This is a genomic window from Gilliamella apicola (assembly GCF_003202655.1).
Taxonomy (GTDB): Bacteria; Pseudomonadota; Gammaproteobacteria; order Enterobacterales; family Orbaceae; genus Gilliamella; species Gilliamella apicola_R.
This window is the reverse complement of sequence record NZ_QGLR01000010.1, coordinates 165,706-187,643: the sequence shown is the minus strand read 5'-3', so window position 1 is coordinate 187,643 and position 21,938 is coordinate 165,706. Positions and strand designations below refer to the sequence as shown.

Annotated in this window: 19 protein-coding genes and 1 pseudogene; 18 read left to right on the top strand and 2 right to left on the bottom strand. The window is 32.6% G+C overall.

Annotated elements, in window-relative coordinates:
- The first annotated feature begins 174 nt into the window (after positions 1-174).
- From DKK70_RS09060 to DKK70_RS09030, 7 genes and pseudogenes are all read left to right on the top strand, one after another.
- The gene (locus DKK70_RS09060) at positions 175-639 is read left to right on the top strand and encodes a PTS sugar transporter subunit IIA (RefSeq protein ID WP_110433711.1); all 465 of its coding nucleotides are present in this window, start codon (positions 175-177) and stop codon (positions 637-639) included.
- Positions 632-922, top strand: a complete 291-nt coding sequence (locus DKK70_RS09055) for a PTS sugar transporter subunit IIB (protein WP_110433710.1) — start codon at positions 632-634, stop codon at positions 920-922. Before DKK70_RS09060 ends, DKK70_RS09055 begins: the two co-directional genes overlap by 8 nt.
- A gap of 17 nt (positions 923-939) precedes the next feature.
- Positions 940-2,189, top strand: a pseudogene (locus DKK70_RS17520) (PTS ascorbate transporter subunit IIC).
- Positions 2,190-2,264: 75 nt separating this feature from the next.
- Entirely contained in the window at positions 2,265-2,861 is a 597-nt protein-coding gene (locus tag DKK70_RS09045; RefSeq protein ID WP_110433709.1) for an SIS domain-containing protein, read from the top strand.
- Complete coding sequence (gene dapA / locus DKK70_RS09040; RefSeq protein WP_110433708.1) at positions 2,855-3,736, top strand: 4-hydroxy-tetrahydrodipicolinate synthase; 882 nt, start codon at positions 2,855-2,857, stop codon at positions 3,734-3,736. Before DKK70_RS09045 ends, dapA begins: the two co-directional genes overlap by 7 nt.
- 18 nt (positions 3,737-3,754) lie before the next feature.
- Complete coding sequence (locus DKK70_RS09035; RefSeq protein ID WP_086319989.1) at positions 3,755-4,393, top strand: ketohydroxyglutarate aldolase; 639 nt, start codon at positions 3,755-3,757, stop codon at positions 4,391-4,393.
- Between the two features lie 51 nt (positions 4,394-4,444).
- On the top strand, positions 4,445-6,505 hold the full coding sequence (locus DKK70_RS09030) for a BglG family transcription antiterminator (protein WP_110433707.1): 2,061 nt from the start codon (positions 4,445-4,447) through the stop codon (positions 6,503-6,505).
- A gap of 111 nt (positions 6,506-6,616) precedes the next feature.
- Here DKK70_RS09030 and DKK70_RS09025 read toward each other — a convergent pair whose 3' ends face one another.
- Complete coding sequence (locus tag DKK70_RS09025; RefSeq protein ID WP_110433706.1) at positions 6,617-6,997, bottom strand: VOC family protein; 381 nt, start codon at positions 6,995-6,997, stop codon at positions 6,617-6,619.
- Positions 6,998-7,132: 135 nt separating this feature from the next.
- On the opposite strand from DKK70_RS09025, the gene DKK70_RS09020 reads away from it, so the two are divergent.
- From DKK70_RS09020 to DKK70_RS09000, 5 genes are all read left to right on the top strand, one after another.
- A complete protein-coding gene (locus DKK70_RS09020) occupies positions 7,133-8,080 on the top strand; it encodes a helix-turn-helix transcriptional regulator (protein WP_110433705.1) in 948 nt (315 codons plus the stop codon).
- A gap of 242 nt (positions 8,081-8,322) precedes the next feature.
- Positions 8,323-9,225: a LysR family transcriptional regulator gene (locus DKK70_RS09015; RefSeq protein ID WP_034882622.1), complete on the top strand. Its 903-nt coding sequence runs from the start codon at positions 8,323-8,325 to the stop codon at positions 9,223-9,225.
- Between the two features lie 150 nt (positions 9,226-9,375).
- Complete coding sequence (locus DKK70_RS09010) at positions 9,376-10,215, top strand: aldo/keto reductase (protein ID WP_110433704.1); 840 nt, start codon at positions 9,376-9,378, stop codon at positions 10,213-10,215.
- A 390-nt stretch (positions 10,216-10,605) separates the two neighbouring features.
- Positions 10,606-11,121, top strand: coding sequence for a shikimate kinase AroL (gene aroL / locus DKK70_RS09005; protein ID WP_110433703.1), 516 nt, complete (start codon positions 10,606-10,608; stop codon positions 11,119-11,121).
- 222 nt (positions 11,122-11,343) lie between these two features.
- Entirely contained in the window at positions 11,344-12,543 is a 1,200-nt protein-coding gene (locus DKK70_RS09000; protein WP_110433702.1) for an MFS transporter, read from the top strand.
- A gap of 606 nt (positions 12,544-13,149) precedes the next feature.
- Here the strand turns inward: DKK70_RS09000 and DKK70_RS08990 are convergent.
- Positions 13,150-14,370, bottom strand: a complete 1,221-nt coding sequence (locus DKK70_RS08990) for an MFS transporter (RefSeq protein WP_110433700.1) — start codon at positions 14,368-14,370, stop codon at positions 13,150-13,152.
- A gap of 356 nt (positions 14,371-14,726) precedes the next feature.
- On the opposite strand from DKK70_RS08990, the gene DKK70_RS08985 reads away from it, so the two are divergent.
- The 6 genes from DKK70_RS08985 to DKK70_RS08960 all read left to right on the top strand — a co-directional run bounded on the left by DKK70_RS08985 (position 14,727) and on the right by DKK70_RS08960 (position 21,769).
- Positions 14,727-15,548: a sugar phosphate isomerase/epimerase family protein gene (locus tag DKK70_RS08985; RefSeq protein WP_110433699.1), complete on the top strand. Its 822-nt coding sequence runs from the start codon at positions 14,727-14,729 to the stop codon at positions 15,546-15,548.
- Between the two features lie 22 nt (positions 15,549-15,570).
- The gene (locus tag DKK70_RS08980) at positions 15,571-16,443 is read left to right on the top strand and encodes a shikimate dehydrogenase (protein ID WP_110423612.1); all 873 of its coding nucleotides are present in this window, start codon (positions 15,571-15,573) and stop codon (positions 16,441-16,443) included.
- Positions 16,444-16,550: 107 nt separating this feature from the next.
- The gene (gene aroD, locus DKK70_RS08975) at positions 16,551-17,315 is read left to right on the top strand and encodes a type I 3-dehydroquinate dehydratase (RefSeq protein ID WP_110433698.1); all 765 of its coding nucleotides are present in this window, start codon (positions 16,551-16,553) and stop codon (positions 17,313-17,315) included.
- Between the two features lie 145 nt (positions 17,316-17,460).
- Positions 17,461-18,300: an SDR family NAD(P)-dependent oxidoreductase gene (locus tag DKK70_RS08970; RefSeq protein WP_110433697.1), complete on the top strand. Its 840-nt coding sequence runs from the start codon at positions 17,461-17,463 to the stop codon at positions 18,298-18,300.
- Between the two features lie 447 nt (positions 18,301-18,747).
- Positions 18,748-20,787, top strand: a complete 2,040-nt coding sequence (locus DKK70_RS08965; RefSeq protein ID WP_110433696.1) for an oxidoreductase — start codon at positions 18,748-18,750, stop codon at positions 20,785-20,787.
- A gap of 532 nt (positions 20,788-21,319) precedes the next feature.
- Positions 21,320-21,769 (top strand): hypothetical protein, encoded by a 450-nt coding sequence (locus DKK70_RS08960; protein ID WP_110433695.1) that lies wholly within the window; start codon positions 21,320-21,322, stop codon positions 21,767-21,769.
- The last annotated feature ends 169 nt before the right edge of the window (positions 21,770-21,938 follow it).

The window sequence follows — 21,938 nt, the reverse complement described above, 5'->3', positions numbered from 1 at the left end:
TCTTTGGCAAGCAAATTTTTAATCATTAGCATCGACTATTTGTTTTTCCTTTTACGAATCACATTTTGTTTTTTATCAGTTTTTTTCCAACAAAAAGTAACCCCAATAATCATTGTCTAATAGCAAGGCCTTCGTATAATCAAATCGAAATGGATTTTTTAAAGGAGAAAACCTTTGTTAACTAAACTTATCAAAGTTGCTTATATTCAACTTGATATTGAAGCCAGTAGCTTTGAGGAAGCAATAGAATTAGCGATGTCACCATTAGTTATCGATGAGGTGGTTACGACTGATTACGTCGATAAAGTTATCGCTATATTAAGGGAAATTGGTCCATATATCGTCATTACTAAAAATATTGCCATTCCTCATGCCCCATCGGAATCCGGCGCCAAGAAACTGGCTATAGGATTTACTAGATTGAAGAACGCTATTGTTTCAGGAAATTCAGCCAATGATCCAGTCAAGTTTTTGTTTAGCTTAAGTTCACCGACCGGGGACGATCATTTAACCGCATTATCAGAATTAGTATCTTTATTTAGTGATGAGCAATTTTTAGCTTTTATACAAGCTGTGAAAAAACCGCGTGATTTTATAGATTTTTTAGAAAACTTTGAGAGGAGTACCGAAAATGATTAAAGCATTAGTTGCCTGCCGTGCAGGAGTTGGGTCAAGTTTAATGTTAAAAATTAAATTGAATGAAGTTATCAAAGAAAATAGCTTTCCAATTGCTCTTGAACACTCTTCATTAGATGGTGTTCCTGGATTTAATGGTAAATATATCATTACGTTACCTGATGTAGCCGAAGATTTAGAAAAGAAGAATCTTCCACAACGTATTATCGGAATCCAAAATATTATGGATAAAAACGAAATAAAAGAAAAATTAGAGTTTGCTCTTAAAGAAGATGGGTTAATTTAATTGTTAAGGGGTCTAAAATGGATTTTATAATTAGTTTTCTTAGCACTCCAGCTGTTTTACTCGGCGTGGTTGCGTTTGTTGGCTTGTTAGCGCAAAAGAAACAGTTGGTAGAAGTTTTTACTGGCACATTTAAAACAACCATTGGTTTTTTAATTTTTAGTGCTGGTGGGGCGCTTATGACAAGTGCTCTACAAAATTTTAATAAATTATTTCAAGAAGGTTTCCATATCGTTGGCATCGTTGCATCACCAGAAGCAGCAGCAGGTATGGCGCAAACAGAATACGCTTTAGTGACTTCTGTTACGCTAATATTAGGTTTTGCGATGAATTTAGTTTTTGCCAGAATTACGCCGTTTAAAAATATCTTTTTCACCACTGGCCATAGTCTATTCTTTGCTTGTGTATTATCACTAATCCTAAAATCTTATGGTTTATCTAATACCGCCGCTATTTTAATCGGTGGAACGATTTTAGGTTTCGCGTCAAGTGCATTGCCGCAATTATGTCAACCATTTATGCGAAGAATTACTGGCAGTGATGTGCAAGCTATCGGTCATTTTAATATGTTCGGCTATGCACTTTCTGGTCTATTAGGCAAAGTATTTAGCAAATATAGCGACAAAACAACAGAAGATATTCATTTCCCTAAATGGTTATCTTTCTTCCGCGATTTCTTAATGGGGGTTGCAGTTGTTATGCTTGTCTTATTCTATATTTCAGCATTTAAAGCTGGCGAGACCTTTACTCAAGGAAAGTACACTGGTTGGTATTTCCTTTTATTCAAGCATTTACTTTTACCGCAGGAATGTCAATTTTAATGACTGGTGTAAGAATGTTCTTAGCAGAGATCACCGCTGCATTCGTCTCTATTTCTGAAAAATTCATACCAAACTCACGCCCAGCGTTGGATGTTCCAACTGTATTTCCTTTTGCACCAACGGCTGTAATTATCGGTTTCCTTTGTTCTTATGCGGCTGGTTTAGTTGGTGTAACCACAATGGTTGCATTGGATTTTCCAGTTGTCATTATTCCTGCCGCTCATATCTGTTTTTTCTCTGGCGGTACTGCAGGTGTATTTGGTAATTCAACCGGTGGTTGGCGTGGCGCTATGTTAGGTTCTTTTGTGGTTGGACTCTTATTAGCTTTTTTACCTACCGTTTTATATCCGATATTCGGCAATATGGGAATAGAAGGCTCAACCTTCCCAAATATAGACTACAACATTGTGGGTATTTTCTTAGAAAAAATACTTCGTTTCACCATGTAGTGTATAGCGGTTTGATTAAAGATGTTTTGAAAAATAGCTAATTTTTTCATAGCATTGAGTAAATAGAGGAATTGTATGTTAGAAAAATATATTGATTGTATCAAATCGGAATTGTCAGAATATATTAAATATATTGGCGAAGAAAATTTAAATAAAGCAAAGGATTTAATCATCAGCAAAAAAAATGAAGGCAGTCGGCTACATGTTACCGGAATTGGTAAACCTTCTTATGTTGCTCATTATATTGCTTCGCTATTCTCATCAATAGGAATACCTTCTTATTTTCTAGATGGAACTGAAACTATTCATGGTTCGGCAGGGCAGGTTTTATCAGGTGATATCGTGATTGCAATTTCCAATAGTGGTGAAACAGAAGAGTTAAAAAAAGCAATTTGTACTTTGCAAAAATTAGGTACACAAATTATCGGGGTTGCGGGCAATAACAATTCTTGGTTAGCTCAACATTGCGACATATTTTTATTTGCTGGGGTAAAACAAGAAGGGGACAACTTAAACAAACCCCCGCGAATATCCATACTTGCTGAAGTGATTATTTTACAGTGTTTATCAATAAAACTCCAAGAAGCTGTAGGCTTAACCGAAAATATGTATTATCAATGGCATCCAGGTGGCAGTTTAGGTGCTTCTCTAAGAGGAGGAAAAGTATGTTAAATGGAATTATAACTGCAATGGTTACACCATTCGAATCCTCTGGAAATATTGATATTAAAGCAACAGAAATTTTAATTGAAAAATTAATTGCAAATGGTGTTCAAGGTATTTTTGTATTGGGGACCAATGGCGAATTTCATGTTATAGAAAATGATATGAAAATTAAATTTGCTAAAAAAGTTGTAGAAATAGTGGCTAAAAGATTGCCGGTTCATGCGGGCGCTGGTGGTAACTCCACTGACGAAGTCATTAAACTGGGTAAGCAAATGATAGCTGTCGGGGTGGATGCGTTATCGGTAATTACGCCGTACTTTGTTTCATTGAAAGAAAATGAATTATATAATCATTATCAAATGATTGCCGAAAACCTTGCTATCCCAATAGTCCTTTATAATATACCTAAAAATACCGGCATCAATTTATCCTTTGAGCTGGTGTCTAAACTATCTAAAATCAGTAATATCATTGGCATAAAAGATAGCAGTGGTGATATTAACAATATAGCTGGCTATATAGATAACACATCCAGAGATGAGTTTTCGGTTCTTTCTGGTTCTGACTCCCTTATTCTTAAGGCATTGAAACTAGGTGCTACAGGTGCTATTTCAGCTACATCTAATTTACTGACCACCAACAACGTTCAAATATATAAGCAATTTATTGCCGGTAATTTAGATAAAGCTGAACAATGGCAACAATCTCTTGAAGAATTTCGCCGGATTTTAAAATATGCTTCTACTCCTTCTGTTCTTAAACAAAGTTTATCTTTAGCTGGTATTGATGTTGGCTTACCTCGATTACCTGTCTTACCTGTCACCAGTCCAGATGATAATCAAGACATAGTCAATACGATAAAGAACTATTATCACTTATAAATAGAGCGGGGAATTATCATGTTTAAAACCAATATAGTTACTCGGTTAGAACAAAGTAAATTTTTAGTGATAGCTAGAGTTGAAACATTCAAAAGAGCACAAGAAATCATTGAGGGTATTTTAGCCGGTGGAATTGACTGTGTAGAAATTAGTTACACAAACAATAATGCTGGGCAAATAATTCAGCAACTTAACCAAGAATATGGTGACAAAATTTTAGTTGGCGCAGGAACAGTACTGGATAGTGAAACCGCCCGATTAGCAATTCTTGCCGGTGCCAAATTTATCATAGCCCCTAATTATAGTGATGCTGTATGCAAAATATGCAATCGTTATCAAATCCCCTATATGCCTGGTTGTACCACCATGACGGAAATTGTCACGGCTTTAGAAAATGGCGCCGCTATGATTAAAGCTTTTCCGATTTCAAATTATTATGGTAACTCTTTAGTTAATATGATTAAAACGCCGATGCCATATGTGCCTATTCTGTCTTCGGGTGGCGTTACGTTAGAAAATGTTGATGATTGGCTAAATACGGATATTGAATGTATTGGTATTGGTTCCTTATTAACTAAAGGATCGGTTGAGGACATAAGTAAAAATGCAATTAGTCTTGCAAATGCATTGAAGAAATATAAGGAAAGACATCCTTGATATTACTAATAAATTATGTAAATCATTGATATTATTAGTAAGGAAGATGGTATGATTGACTTAAAATCAAAGAAAATTATCCTAACTTTGATTGAAAAATCTTGTGAACAGACGTATTTATTGAATTTATTAAATATAACTAAACGACAATTAGATTATTCAATTTTAAAAATCAATAAATACCTCTCCTCAAATGAACAAAGTGTGGTTGTGCAAAATACCTCGTACTACTCTTTGCCTGATAAAAGTAAAGTGTTTCTAATTAAGAATCTAATTAACGGAAAAATCGGCAAAAATTATATTTTTTCAACAGAGGAAAGACAAAAATATATTTTTTTAATGTTGCTCTATCATGTAAATACTTATCTCTCTTCATTACATTTTTTATCAGCATTAAATATTAGTAAAACAACTTTAAATAATGATATCAAACAGCTAGGACTTTTATTAAGTTCCGAAGACATTTTAATCACTTATACTAGAGAAAAAGGGTATTCGTTAGTTGGAGATGAATTATCGATCCGTAATTTTTTTCTCAGAAATTTACTCAAAGATTTATCCAATAATTTAGATGATACATTCTTGTATGATCTGTTTTTAAACCAAGAAAAGGTTGACTACCTTGATATCAAAAACGATATCAATGAAATTATGCTAAAAAATGAAATTTTTTTAGGTGAAAAGAGGAAAAAAGAATTTATCTATACAGTGATATTCCTATTACCAAGAATGACTAAAAAACTGGAATATATTCCTGTTATCTCAATGCCAAATAAAATCATAATAAAGTTGCAAGAGTATCATATATCATCAGAGTTGCTCAAATTATATAAAATAGATGATAACACTTATGAAGTGCAATACTTAACTTCTTTGCTATTAGGCAATTCGGTTGGGAACCGTGATATAAAGACGGTTGATCAGGAGTTAATTTTAAATATTGTGCAAATCATCATATCGAGATTTGAACAGCTTTTAGGCATAAAATTTGATAACAATGATGATATTTCGAAAAAACTCTATAGCCATTTTAGACCCGCTTATTACCGAATACTTTTTCGTTTGCCAATCATTAATCCAATTTTAGATAAAGTAAAAGGAGAGTTTAATAAACTATTTTTGATTGTTAAAGAAACCTTAAAAATTATCTGTCCGATCATTAATAATGATATCCCAGATGATGAAATATCCTTTTTAACCATCTATTTTGCGGCAATTCTCGACGAAAATAAAATATCAACCAATCAACAAATCGTTGCCGTAATTGTTTGTCAAAATGGTATTGGTAGTTCTTCCATTGTCTATAATAGATTGAAGTTTCTTTTCCCTGATTTTCTATTTTTAGGACCAATGGAAACAGCCGAAGCCTTAGCGTTAACAAATTTTTTCGATATAATCTTTAGTACTGTAAATAATTTGGTTTTTTATAACCAAGATAAACCTTTTTTCATCGTATCGCCAATCATGTCCGATGAGGAAGAGTATTTATTACTGGAACGCGTTTATTCGCAAATTAACTCATATTTGACCTATCCTAAGATAACTGACTTGCTCGATATTTTTAAAAAGTACGGCACAATTTCCAACGAAAATGGTATCAGAAAAGAGCTTTATCAATATTTTTATAAAACAGATAAAAATAACACTATCGAAAACCCAAGTTTAGGTATTCGTCACTTGATTCAAGAAGATTTGATTCAAATAAATGTCTCTGCTAATGATTGGCAAAGTGCCTTATTTACAGCTGCATTGCCATTATTGCAAAAGGATTATATTAATCGAAGTTACATTGAGAAAATAATTGATAATGTTAATTCAAATAGAACCAGTTTCTTGATAAGCAAAAATGTCTCTCTGGCTCATGCAAAACCAGAAGATGGTGTTAACTCTCTGTCATTGAGCATAACAGTATTAAAAAAACCAATGCTTTTCAAGAATGATAAAATTCCCACGCAATATATTTTTACTTTAGCAGCAGTTAATAAGACTAGCCATATTAACGCAATGTCAGAGCTGGTTGCTTTGCTTGAGATGCCCGATTTTTATGAAATATTAAACACCGCAACTCAAGCAAATGAGATCCTAACTTTTATAAAATCTCGATTTCCTTAAGTAATTCGATAAAAGTATGCATGATAAGCATACTTTCTATAAGGACTCTAGTAAATCATGATTATTGGTGTACAAAAAGTCCTACTTTGAGTTAAAACTTCCTTTGTTATATTAAGCAAAATTTGAGGTATCAGTGGCACAAACCCTTAAACGATGACCATCAGGATCATTAGCAACAAACGTATAACCAAAATCGAGCATTTGTGGTTCAAGTTCAATTTTTAAGTTAAGCTTTCTCCATTCAGAATAAATTTTATCTACTTCATCTTTTGTTACATCACTTAAAGATAGTTCAAAACCACCGTAATGCTTTGGTGCTTTAGGGGTTATTTCATCTGCTTGTTGTAATCCCAAAACAAATTCATCTTTCAACAAAAAAACTGCGAATCCAGGATAAGTTTCTATAGGTTCTTGTGCAAATAGTTTTGTATAAAAGTCAGTACTTATATCGACGTTTTTAACATAAATAATTATGCTATTCGGTTTAAACATTTTGGCTCCTTTAAATATATTGCTATTAAACAAATTAAAATATATAAATTACATTCTCTGTATTATGATGGAGTAATAGTGACAACAGTTTGTCATATTTAAAATTACTTATTGATTATTTTAATGACCTAACATATGAAAATTAACCGCATCATCACTATCATCATGATATTGCTTCAAAAAGAGAAAATAAGTGCTAAGGCGTTGGCTGATAAATTTGCTGTATCTTTACGAACAATCTATCGAGACATAGAGGTTGTTGAAAATGCAGGTATACCGATTATCACTTTTAGAGGAAGTCATGGCGGGATTAGCATCCTAAAAGATTATAAAATCAGCAAAGGGTTATTTACTAAGGATGATGTTATTATTTTATTAAAAGGACTTAATTTATTATCTTCGCCAATATTAAACGAAAATGAAAAATCAGCCACACTAGAGAAAATTAAATGCTTGTTAACTCAACAAGAGTTCAATCAAGTAGGAGATGATGTAGGCAAACTAGCTATAGATTTATCACCATGGTTTTCGAAGGAAAATATTAACAACAAAATAGCCATCATTAAAATGGCGTTACAAGAACAGTTGCTGTTATCTTTCAATTATATAAAAATAAAAAATGAAAAAGTTTTGCGTACAGTTGAGCCTTACAAACTGCTATTTAAAGAGAGACAGTGGTATTTACAGGGTTATTGTTTGGCTAAAAAAGATTTTCGGATATTCAAACTATCTAACATGTCTGACATCAACAAAACAGAAATCAAGTTTATTCGCAAATCAGTTCCTGACATGTTCGCGGGATTTAAAAGCAACATGCAACAAAAAATCTTTAAAATAAAATTATTAATCGATCATTCTATCTTAGAGCGGGTATTAGATTATTGCGCTGAAAAAGATATTGAAAAACTTAATGATGCACAATATCTAGTGAATTTTGACTTTATTGATGATGATTACAGTTATGGTATCTTAATGAGTTTTGGACCTAACTGCATTTGTTTAGAGCCGGAACATGTCCGAGAGCAAATAATTCAACGTAGTGAAAAACTCCTTAAATCTTATTACAAGTCTCAATTAAATTGAAAACGATAGAATAAAAGATTTAATTAAGCTATTTTATGCAAAGTAACCAGACCATTTAAAGATTATCATTTTGAATAAAATTAAATTTTTTGATTTTCTTAATTGATGATGAAATTTGATTACTAATAAATATTCTTTTAGTCAGCAAACAAGCAATTCAATTTAAGAAAATCTTGAAACTTTCCATTTTAGTGTTAACCATCTTATAATATAAACAAATCATTGATTAGAGTAATGCATTCATGAATATAAAACAACTTAAATACTTTCAGATACTCGCTAAAAATCAACACTATACTTACACTTCCGAATATTTTTCTATTAGTCAACCAAGTCTTAGTCATGCTATTGCTGAATTAGAGAAAGAGGTTGGTATTAAGTTATTTCAGAAGAAGGGACGTAATGTAGAGTTGACTAAAGAAGGGGAACAGTATCTCCTCTACGTAAATCAAGCATTACAATCGTTAAATGAAGGTGAACAATTTATAAAAGAATTAACTAGCATATCGCATGGACATATCCGATTAGCTTTTGTTTATTCATTATGTATGGGGTATGTACCCAAAATTATTAAAGCGTTTACTAGCTTACCGGAATATAAAAATATTTCATTTTCTTTTTATGAAGATTTAAGCGCTAATATTGTGCAAGAGCTCAAAAGTAAACGTTATGATATCGGATTATGCTCTTATTTGCATGATGATCCCGAAATAGAATTCACGCGTTTAGCTAAGCAAGAAATTGTTTTTATTATCTCAAATGAACATCCGCTATCTAAACGCAAAAAATTAGATCTAAAAGATATCGCTAATGAGCCGGTAATTTTATATACCGAGCGTAGCGGTATGAAAGGTTATCTGGATAGTATTATTAGCGAATCAGGGGTTAAACTGACCAATGTGGTTAGTCATGTTGAAAGTGAAAACGCCATGATTGGTTTAGTATCCATCAATTACGGTATAGGCATGATGATAAACGTACCTGTTCCAGAACAAGCAAATGTTTCATTGATACCAATGAATAAAAATCGTCAAAAACGTGAAATTTATGTCGCAACCGTTAAAAACAGACCACTGATGCCGGTAGCGCAAAAATTTTATCGATTTTTAACCCAATATTGTGGAGATAGTTTTTTTAATAATTAATTTTGTGCTACTATTCATATAATTATTTAATAAATGTTGTTATTTACATAGATAATTTAAATATATTTGTTAAATGATAAACTTAAAACAACATATGTTGTTTTAAAAATTGATTAATTTCGGTAGCTAGAATAATTTGATGAGAGAAAAATGACACCATTAATTAAAAAAATTAGCTTAAGCAATTCTGTATCAATTGAACAGTTAGGTTTTGGTACTTTTAAAATTGTTGATCAGCAAGAAGCCAATAACGCTATCATGACGGCCTTAAACGATGGTTATCGCTCATTTGATACGGCTCAACTTTATAATAATGAAAAAATACTTGGCGAAGCTTTTGCTAATTCGGGTGTCGCTAGGCAAGACCTATTTTTAACCACTAAGGTAAGTAACCTCAATCAAGGTTATGAACTAACGTTAAAATCCGTTGAACAATCCTTAAAAGATTTACAAACAGACTATCTAGACCTGTTCTTAGTCCATTGGCCATTAAAAAATCATTTTTTCGATACTTGGAAAGCGCTAGAAAAAATTTATGAAACAAAAATGGCTCGGGTAATTGGTGTTTGTAACTTTCATCAATCTCATTTTGAATTGTTAAAAACGAAAGCAAATATCAAGCCAATGATTAACCAAATTGAGATTCATCCTTATTTAGTACAAAAAGAGTTAATCGAATACTTAAATAAAGAACAAATTGCGATCGAGGCTTGGAGTCCGTTAGCTCGAGGTCGGGTTGTTGATGAACCTTTATTAATAAATATTGGTAAAAAATATCAAAAATCTGCTTCACAAGTAACATTACGTTGGCATGTGCAAAAAGATCTTATTGTTATCCCTAAATCGGTTAACCCTAAGCGTATAGCGGAAAATAGACAAATTTTTGATTTCGAACTCACTGAAGATGAAATGCTGCAAATCGATAGTTTGAATGAAAACTTTAGAACAGGCCCAAATCCTGATGATGTTTATCAAAAAAATGGTTTTTAAAATATAACATATGTAATCTCTAATGCTTTATTTCTTAGAACAATTTTAAAACGTTATTTAAGTTATTAAATTAAGATTACATATTCTTATCTCCCTTCTAGTTAGAAAACTTTCCTATAAATTGTTTCTCATGGCTGAATTAATCTGTCACATCTAGCAGTTTTTAATTTTTTTTAATATTGATACCTAATTTTTATTTTAATTAAATCACCAGTAGTTATTAATAAAACTGTTTTGGTTGTAATAAAATGTTTACAGATATTTGTTGTTTAATTGTTTGATATAATTGCTGTTTATAATATTTTATGGTTATATGTAAATAATTGTTGCAATTATGTATATAAAGAATAACATATAAGTGTACTAGGTTATTGATATGAGATTTTAAAAATGAATAAAACCATCTTTCTCGTTGGAGCGCGAGCGTCAGGAAAAACAACAATGGGGCGTTTACTTGCTGAAAAATTACATTACTCATTTATTGATACCGATGTTTACCTATATGAAACCACCAAACAAACTGTGGCTGAAATAGTAGAAAAAGAGGGATGGGAAGGTTTTAGAAAGCAAGAAAGCCAAGTTTTAAAGGATGTTACCCTACCATGTCGAGTTATAGCAACCGGTGGCGGAATGATTTTAGCTGATCAAAATCGTCTTCATATGCAAAAAAGGGGGATAGTATTCTTTTTATCGGCTCCAGCAAACATTCTAGCAGAACGTTTAATGAAAGATCCGAATATTGCTCAACGCCCTTCGTTAACAGGTTTATCTATTGTTGACGAGATGGAAAAAGTACTTGAAGATCGTCATCATCTCTATATGGATTGCGCAAGTCATGTAATCAATGTTGATTGTCCGGAGATGCAAATATTAGGGCAATTTTTAGAAGTGCTCAATATCGACTAAAAAATTTGTTTTTTTAATGATTAATTCATTACCATTGAGATGAAATTCCTCCGTTTGCCCATTTTAAATATTATTATTTATTATAACTAATTGAATATAAATAATAATTAATTAATGGCACAATTCCTAAGGTTATTTTTTCTTTTATTAAAACACATTTACCGCTAATATTAACTTAAATAGATTTATAAAATTTTTAAATTAATAATGGAGTATTAACTAATGAATGACTATAAGAGCAGCTCCTGTTCCATAGCAGGGTCTATCTATGCTAATTACATTATTCAAAGTATCGCTTTAATCGTAATTATGCAATTTTCTGTCGAAATTTCAGCGCAACTTAACACTGATATAGTTGGTGTAGGTTATGTTGCTTCAGGAATAGGTGTAGGTAAAATATTGTTAATGTTTATTGGTGGAATACTCTCTGACAAATTTGGACGTAAACCATTTATCCTTATGGGGATGTGTTGTTACATAATCTTTTTTATTGGGATGCTTTTTTGTCATAATATAGATGTTGCATTCTTTTTGGCTATGTTTATTGGGGCAGGGAACTCATTTTTAGATACAGGTTCAATGCCAGCATTAACCGAATGCTTTCCGCGTTCCGCAGGCACAGCGAGTGTTTTAATTAAAGCATTTATCTCAATGGGTACATTAGTCTTACCATTTATTGTTACTCTATTCCATGCTTATGATTTATGGTATGGTTATGCTTTCCTTGGTTTTGTCGCTTGTATTGTTATAAATTTCTTATTTTTAACACCAAGAAAATTTCCTTCTAAAAATACGGTTATCTGTGGCAATGAAGGTCATAGTGACTATTTTATTGGCAAGCCAAATATTTTGTTTGAAGGATTTTTATTAATTATTATGGGCTTTACCACTACAGCTACTTTTATCATCATTTTACAGTGGTTACCAGCGATTGCCGAAAAAGGTATTGGAATGGATCCAATCGCCTCTAAACAATTGATTAGCTATTATAGTATTGCATCAATAATTTCCGTGTTTACTACTGCTTATATTGTTAAAAAATTCATAAAACCAATTTATTGTATTATTATTCTGCCCCTACTATCAGCATTAATTTTATTAATGTTCCTCTTTAATCTTAATTCGACAATGAGCTTAATAGCGGCAATTGGCATGGGATTGACAGCAGCCGGAGGTGTATTACAACTTACCCTGGTTGTTATGCAACAATTATTTCCTAATCATAAAGGCTTTGCAGTTGGAACCATGTATACCCTAAGTGGCCTATCATTTATTGTTATCCCTTTAGTGGTACCAAAATTAGCAGTAACAAATGTTAGTTACGCCATCTTAGTTGATCTTGTCATCGCATCAACAAGTGTAATATTAGGTTTAATTGTTTATTCACGTTTCAAAAAAGTTATTGATATGAAGAAAATTTAATAACTTATTTGCGTCATAATTTTAAAAAAGCATCTTATTGCAATAAGGTGCTTTACCATTCATAATAATGTTACTGCAAAATAATCGGCATCAGCATTATTAACTTTATGGTTATTCCCAAAACAAAATCAAGTTGGATTTTAATAGGTAGCTATCTAGTTTTGTCAGTAATCCTTGAGATAATTATTGATATTATCTATCCTAATTTCAGCCATATTTATGGTTCACATGCGAAAATTGGTTCCTATTTTTTAATGCCTATCCTGTGGATAATATATGGGATATATATACTTTCTAGGACTTAAACTAAATTATAAAAAAGAGTTTATTGCACCATCTATAATTTCTAGTGGCACTAATTACATTAAAGTGAAAGATACTAAATACAATTTTTTTGCCATTCCGATCCAATACGTTGGTTTATTATCTTTGATATTTGGGATTGTTATGCTATCGATACAAATCGTTTATCGATACCTATATTTATAATATTTTATTAAGAGATTATCTACGGAAGGTTGTTGAATGATTAACCACAAGTCTTACTCAGCATACTTGTGGCTTTTTATTAGTTAATCATTGTTGATTGTAATTGATAACACAATCTTATCTACGATTTGGTAGTTCAAAAATTTTATGATATCTAGCAATAATCACCAAGGCTAAAATTGCCCCTAATACCGCGATAAAGGCGTCAAACAAGATAATATTAGCGATACTGGTTTTGGAAATAATTCCGGTCACAACTGGTATAGAGAAAGTAGCTAAACTAGAAGAGGTAAAGAAAATACCAAGGACTTTACCTTTACCTTCAGGATAAAATTCTGACATGGTGGTTAATGCTAATTGTAAAACTCCCCCAGCTGCTGTAAATCCTAAAATAAATCCACCAGCAATACATAAAGTTGGCGAAGGGAACAAGAATAAAACGAACAACATAATTGCCGATAAACAAGGATAAACAAACACTATATAAACCGGACGAATCCAGCTTTTAACTAATATTGAGGTTAAAATAACACTGGCTAATGTCCCAATAGCATAATAACTAATAGTTTGCGCAGATGCAGAAGGACTCATCATTGCAACCGATTCAGAGAATTTAGGTAACCATATTGATACTAAATAAAATGTCGCGGTGGATGTATAACCAATAATGATAAAACAAACACCTTCAATCCAAAAGTTAGCTTTTTGTTTTAATTTTGGTAATGGTTTGGTCTCTTGTTCGACGGATTCTTTTGCAATTTCTTCAGCTATTGGTTGTTTATGATTTGGGAAAGGCATTTTTAATACAGCTAAAGCATTAAGGGCTAAAATAGCAACGCAGAAAAGGAATGACCAACCATAATAAGCATTAGAAACGATAATTATCGTCATCACAATCGGTAACACAAATTGTCCACCAGCAATGGCCGCTTTGGTTAAAATGGATGCGGTTCCGGTTGCCTTAGGAAATGATTCCATTAATGCTGGGTAAGTACCTGCGTCTAGCGTTGAATTAGCAATACCGCCTAAAACAGCAAACATAAATGCGACTTGGAGATTTGGACTAATCAAAATACCTAGCAAAAAGCCTATATAAAATATACCACCCAAAAAAACAAATGGTTTACGTCCAAATTTGTCAGATAACGCCCCCATAACAAACAAAACTATTAAGCGTCCAATTCCCAAACCTGAGATTACATAAGCAATCCCCTCACTATCAGTATTGAATTGATTAGCCAAATAATTCATATTTTGGGCAAGAATGATTGCCCCCATACCATGAACAAAATAGTTCATGTATAAGCATATCGAAGTAGGGATATAGTTATTTTTCATAGTGCATCCTTTGTTGAATAATTTAATTTTACAACTGTTATGTCATTCCAATTATTAAAAACAATTTATTTTATAAAATAGTTTGTTAGTTACCGATAATTTAATTCGCATCTGATTACTGAGTAATTAATATCGTTTTATTTCTATAAATCAGTGAAATAGATTTTTTTTATTTCTTCATTCCATAATCTTACCTAAATAATTTTAGCGATTATTTTATTTATTATGTATAAATTTATAAAAAAAATAAATTAAAATAACAAAATCTATAGATAAATTTATTTTATTGTTTTACATTATTAGCATCTTATTTTTACTAAATTCAGCTAAATTATTTAAAATTTCAGGAGGATTGCATGGCAATTGAACGTCCTATAGGGCTTGCGGCCTTAACGGTATTAGATGTATCTCCAGCAAATCAAGTTATTGTGGCCGCAGAAGCTGGTTATACTCATGTTGGTTTAAGACTTATTCCTGCCACACCTACTGAGCCGGTTTATGCAACAGTTGGTGATACCCCATTAATTCGGGAAGTGGAACGACGATTAAAAGAGACAGGTATCAAAGTTTTAGATATTGAAATTTTTCGGCTCAAACCAGATACCCGAGTTATCAACTTTTTGCCGGTATTAGAAACAGGAGCTCGCTTAGGCGCAAGCCAAGTATTATTAGCCGGTAATGATCCTGATAAAAATCGTTTAGCTGATAATTTTGCACGGTTATGTGAAATTGCAGCCCCATTAGGTATCGCAATCAATATTGAACCAATGCCTTGGACAGATATTCCTACCGTTAATTCTGGGGTAGAATTACTCAAAGCCGCCAACCAAAACAATCAAGGTATGATTATTGATCCATTGCATTTTGATCGTGGAGCTAATACTCTGGAGAACTTGCAGAAAGTACCTAAGGATTGTTGGCGCTATATGCAATTATGCGATGGAACTAAAGAGAAACCAAAAGATACCGAAGGATTACTTTATCAGGCAAGAAATTATCGATTATCACCGGGACGTGGCGGCATTGATTTAGTATCATTATTAAAAGCTTTACCAGAAATGCCGATTTCAATTGAATGTTGTAATGATGAATTTGCGTTGAGTCATTCTCCAATTGAACGAGCTAAAATGTATCTTGAAGATACCAAAAAATTACTTAAACAAGTCGCTGAATCTTAATAATAACTAATTGGAGAGAAGTATGAGAGCAAACATCGATGGACATTTTTTATTAATCGGACTAATGGCTTATCCAATTCGACATAGCTTATCACCGAAAATGCAAAATATAATTTATTCTAAACTAGACGTTCCTTATGTCTATTTAGCTTTTGAGGTGACACAAGAAAAATTACCTGATGCGATAAAAGGATTACGCGCATTAGGTTTACGAGGTAGTGCGGTATCAATGCCAAATAAACAACTGGTCTGCCAATATTTAGATAAATTAACACCGGCTGTTGAGCTTATTGGCGCTTGTAATACCATTTCTAATGATGACGGTGTTCTAACCGGATATAACACGGATGGAATGGGATACATGCGTTCATTAAAAGAGGCAGGTGTTGATATTATTGGTAAAAAAATGACATTACTTGGTGGTGGTGGTGCCGCAAGCGCTATTGCTGTACAGGCTGCACTCGACGGCGTTAAAGCGATTTCTATTTTCAACCAAAAAGATGAGTGCTTTGATAAAATTGTTGAAATAGCTAAGCGAATCAATGAAAAAACTGATTGTAAAGCCACGGTTTATGATTTAGATGATCAAGCTAAATTGCGTCAAGAAATTGCTGAAAGTGCCGTATTATGCAATGCTACTGGTGTCGGTATGAAACCGTTAGAAGGACAGAGTCTGATTACCGATCCTAGCATGTTAAGGAAAGATCTCGTTGTAACCGATTGTATTTATAGCCCACGTAAAACAAAATTACTGGAAATTGCCGAAGCACAAGGTTGTAAAACTTTAAACGGTATCGGAATGATGTTATGGCAAGGTCATGCACAAATAAAAATTTGGACAGGACAAGATGCTCCGATTGATTATGTAAAAGAAAAAATGGGTTTTAATGACTAAAAAATTTTAGTTAACTTAATATAATTAATATAAATATTAATATCAGCATAAATTATCCTCTTAATAATTTTGATTAAGAGTAAAGAAAAAAATAAATTGGTGATCAGATGACAAAGATTACAGTAAAAGGTTTAGATATAGGCGTTGGAGCGCCTAAGATTATCGTTCCAATTGTAGGTAAAACAGAACAAGAGTTAGTAAATGAAGCTGAATTTTTAACGCAAATCGATTTCGATATGGTTGAATGGCGAGTGGATCATTTTCAACATGTTGATGATGTTGAAAAAGTAAAACAAACAGCAAACAAATTACACGCAATCATTGGTCACAAACCAATTTTATTCACATTTCGAACCGCTAATGAAGGCGGTGTCTATCCAGCTCCGGTGGAATTTTATATCAATCTAAATAAACAGATGATTAAAACTGGCTTGATAGATCTTGTCGATATCGAAGTTTTCACTGGTGATCAATATGTTGAAGAAATTGTTGAATTAGCTCATCAACATAACGTTTTAGTTATTGCTTCAAATCATGATTTTGATAAGACACCAGCAAAAGATGAAATTGTCGCAAGATTACGCAAAATGCAAGATCTCGGTGTAGACATTCCGAAAATCGCAGTAATGCCGCGTTCGCGTGAAGATGTCATTAACTTACTGGCCGCAACAGCTGAAATGAAAGACAAATATGCGCGTAAACCACTCATTACCATGTCAATGGCAGGAAAAGGCGCAATTAGTCGAGTTGCTGGTGAAACCTTTGGTTCTGACCTTACCTTTGGTGCAGCAAAAAATGCTTCAGCACCCGGGCAGCTTGATGTTAAAGAGCTAAGACAAATTTTGAATATTTTGCATAGAAGTTTAGCTTAAAAATAATGACTTTCTTACAAATAATCTAAAAAGATTAAGTGATTAAAAAGTTTGTCGTGAAGCAAGTCAAAGATATAAACCGTCAAGTTAAAATGATTAATCGTAAATAACGACGATTAATATAAAGATAATATTAGGAGTCTGTATGAATAATAATTGGTTAGGTTTAGAGGGTGATGTCTGTGTCATCACTGGTGCGGTCGGTGGTATGGGGGCGGAAATTTGCCGGGAATTTGCTAAACAAAAAGCAAATTTAGTACTGATCGATCTTAATGAAGCCAAATGCCAAGATTTTGCCTCTGAATTAGCCAAAGAATACGGCATCAAAGCCATAGGTTTGGCTTGTAATACCACTGATGAAAAAAGTGTGGATAATGCCGTTGCTTTAGTTAAGCAACAGTTCGGCCGGTGTGATGTACTGGTTAATACTGCTGCTATTTTAAAATTCTGTCCGTTGGAAGATTTACCGCTTGATGAATGGCAATTAACTATTGATGTCAACATGACTGGTTACTTCCTTATGTCTCAACGTTTTGGTCGTATGATGATCGAACAAAAATCTGGTCGCATGGTGCATATTTCAACCGTAGCTTCACATACGCCAGAAACCTATAGTGGCGCATATAGCCCAACGAAAGCTGCTATTTCCATGTTATCAAAACAAATTGCTGCCGAATGGGGACAATTTGGCATTCGTTCTAACGCTGTTTGCCCATGTTTTGTTAAAACTCCATTATCAAAAAAATTCTATGAAGATAAAGAAGTAGAAGAAGGCCGTACACGAATGATTGCCAGTCGTCGTATTGGTGAAACAATTGATATTGCAAATGCTGTTTTATATTTAGCCAGCAAACGTTCGGATTATTCTAATGGTACAGAATTAGTTGTCGATGGCGGTTATGAAATCATGTTAGGTGACTTAGTGCCAAGACCTGGTGGGCGCCGTCAATTTGCTATTAATTCACGTCAAGCGAATAAAAGCTAAACGCCCGCAATCCTCTCATTATCTAACCTTAATTAGATCAATTTTTACCATAACACCACTTAAAGAGTGGTGTTTTCTATTTAAAAAATAAATAAAAAATATAAAAAATATTTATAAATTCAATAAAAAATAAACTTAATTTTGTTTGAAACACATTTGCATGTGATCATTCAATAATGATTGTAACTTGTTGTATTGAAAATTTTTAATTCATTTAGTAACAGGTAAATTAAGCTAATTTTGTTACTAAAATAGAACCAAAAACTCATAAACATTTGATAAATAATAACTCTATTTTTAATTCATCTATAGAAAAAATATATAAATTAATTGAAAAATAAAGAATATATTTATTGATAAATTGTGTATAATAGGGGTAATCGAATATCAATTTAAAATTAAAAGTAAGCACAACTCCAGAGTTGTGTGATGGTATGAGGGAGTAACATGAGCGATTTCTCTTCAATTTTTCAACCTATCACAATTAAACGCACCACGATTAAAAATCGAATTGTAATGCCACCGATTGGAACTAACTTTGCAACCCTAAGTGGTGAATTTGTTGATGATCATATACAGTATTATGAACAACGAGCCAAAGGGGGAACGGGATTAATTATTCTGGAAAACGTCTGTATTGATTATCCATATGGTACAAATGGGACAACACAACTGCGCATTGATAATGACCAGTATATACCAGGACTATTTCGATTTACTGAACGGATGCATAAACACGGCGCAACCGTCGCAGTACAAATCAACCATGCTGGGGCCTCAGCCTATTTTGGCCGACTAAACGGCTTGCAGCCTATTTCTGCATCAAATATTCCATCAAAAACGGGTGGCAATGCTCCAAGACCTATGTCAGTCGATGAAATTTATTATGTGGTAAAACAATATGGCTTAGCAGCATCAAGAGTACAACGAGCAGGATTTGATGCTGTCGAAATTCATGCCGGACACTCCTACTTACTCAGTCAATTCTTATCACCATTATTTAACAAACGTACTGACGAATTCGGTGGAAGTGTCGAAAATCGTGCGCGAATTGTTCGTATGGTCATCGATGAAATTCGTAAACATGTTGGTCCTAATTTTTTAATCATGTTACGTTTTAGTGCTGATGATTTTATTGAAGGCGGTAATAGTTTAGAAGATACATTAGAAATTCTAGAATACTTAAATGAAGGTGTTGATATCTTTGACGTATCAGCAGCTCAAAATGACACTTTATTTATGCAAATAGATCAAATGAACTTACCAGATGGTTGGCGCTCATATATGGCGAAAGCAGTAAAAGATAAATTCAACAAACCAACTATTGCCTCAGGAAATTTCCGTGATCCAAAAATTATTGCTGATACCATAGCAAACGGCGTTGCCGATTTTGTTGTAATGGGACGAGGTTTAATTGCCGAACCTTATTGGGTTGAAAAAGTTAAAAATAACGAAATTGATACCTTAAGACGTTGTATTTCATGTAATATCGGATGTGCTGATCATCGAATTGCCAAATCTAAACCAATACGCTGTACAGTAAATCCTGATATTATCAGTTATGAAGATTATAAACGTTATCAAATAACCGCACCACTTAATGTTGTGGTTATAGGGGGCGGGACTGCTGGGCTTGAAGCTGCTGCCACCGCAGCTGAAGTTGGTTGTAACGTAACCCTATATGAAGAAAAATCATTTCTTGGTGGCTTATCATCCATTATTTCTCGTTTTCCTTATAAACGTCGTATAGCGGATCTTCCAAAATTTTTGATCAACCGTATTAACAAATTAGATAATGTCACAATCCATTTAAATACCAAAGCAACGCCAGAAATGGTGGCTAGTCATCACCCTGATCTGGTTGTTGCAGCCACAGGTGCTAAGGCTCTATTGCCTCCTATCAAAGGATTACATGAACAATTAGCAAAAGAGAAACGCAACGTCTTCTCAATTTTTGATCTTATGGACAATTTTGAATACTTTACTGATATTCCTGATAAAAAAATTGTCGTCATCGGAGGAGGGGCTGTTGGTTTAGATGTGGTTGAATATTTCTCTGAAAATAAAGCCAAAAGTACCACTATTGTTGAAATGCAGACGGCATTAGCAAAAGACTTAGATATGATTGGCCGTTTATCAATGATGAGAATGATTGATGATAATCACGTCAACGTAATGTTAGAAACTACATTACAAGAAGTTAAAGAAGACCGCTTTATTGTTTCTCGAAATGGTCAAATTGAAGAACTCGATTTCGATTATGGATTTGTCTGCTTAGGTTTAACCCCTGTGTCAGAATTTACTGAACAATTCCGACAACATGCCGATAAAAACCACTATCAATTCCAACAAATTGGTGATTGCAAACAAGCAAGAAAATTAATTGATGGAATGCGAGAAGGTCGTGATGTTATCGCTGCTATTCAATCTATAGAAAGAAGTCGAGCACATAATATTCGTGGTGTAGATGTTAACTATGCTATCTAGTTATGCTATCTAGTTATGTTATCTAACTATATAAGTAAGCTATGTGACTATCAACGCTTCTAGCTTGTTTATTCTTCAATAGAATAATCATTAAAAGGGAACCTATAATGCGTTCCCTACTATACAATCTAATAGTAAACCTCACTCAAATTTTGACGTATCTGTGGCATAAACTCTTAGGCGATGCCATCAAGATCATTACTAACAAACATATAACCTAAATTGAGTGTTTGTTACTTAAATAAATTTTTTGCTTTACGTTTTAAACATAATCAATAATCGGTAAATAAATAATAAAAAATTCTAAGCTATAATTTATAACATACTTAAGTTAAAAAGCTTTGAAGTTGAATAAAAACAATTAAGGTAAAGAGATAATATCTTTACTTATAGTTGCATTGTTATTAAACAAGAGCTAATTAATATATAATTTAGCTACAAATAACCTATAAAACATTTAAATTAAATCATGATTGGTGATTAAACGTGTTAATACACAAATATTCTAATTAATAATAAGGTTTAGAGTAAAATGAAAAAAGTTATATCTATGTTTTTATTCTTAATAATTTTGCCTTTTGGAACTAGCATTGCCGAACAAAATAAATTATTACCGACAGAATCAAAATTCATTTTAGATAAAGATATGGTCATTTTGATTAGTCCAAGCGAGAACACTATAGAACATTTGAAAAGTATCATGGAAGACGGAGACGATTTTTATGTTATGGCTGATGATGCCAATTATTATAGGTCGTTAATTTACGATTATTTATCAGACATACATCAACCCTATTTAAATAAACATGATGATACAACTTTTTTTTATCAACAAAAAAATGGTGAATTACGACAAATAGAAAATAACAATTCGAATTCGTTTTGGTGGGCTTTGTTATATAATCATGAAAATAGAAAATACCGAATTGTTGATCTTATTGATTTTAAAGACGAGTATGAAAAATTCATAATTAACAATTAATTATAAATAGTTTATTAACTATAAACTATTTATAGCGATAAATTAGTATGTAGCTTTACTTTAAATTAAATAATATTTTGAGGTTATTTTATTTAAATATTAAATTATAGATAATTATACACACTTTCTAACTCGTCTAGATTTTTTACAAATCAAAATCGATAGTTGT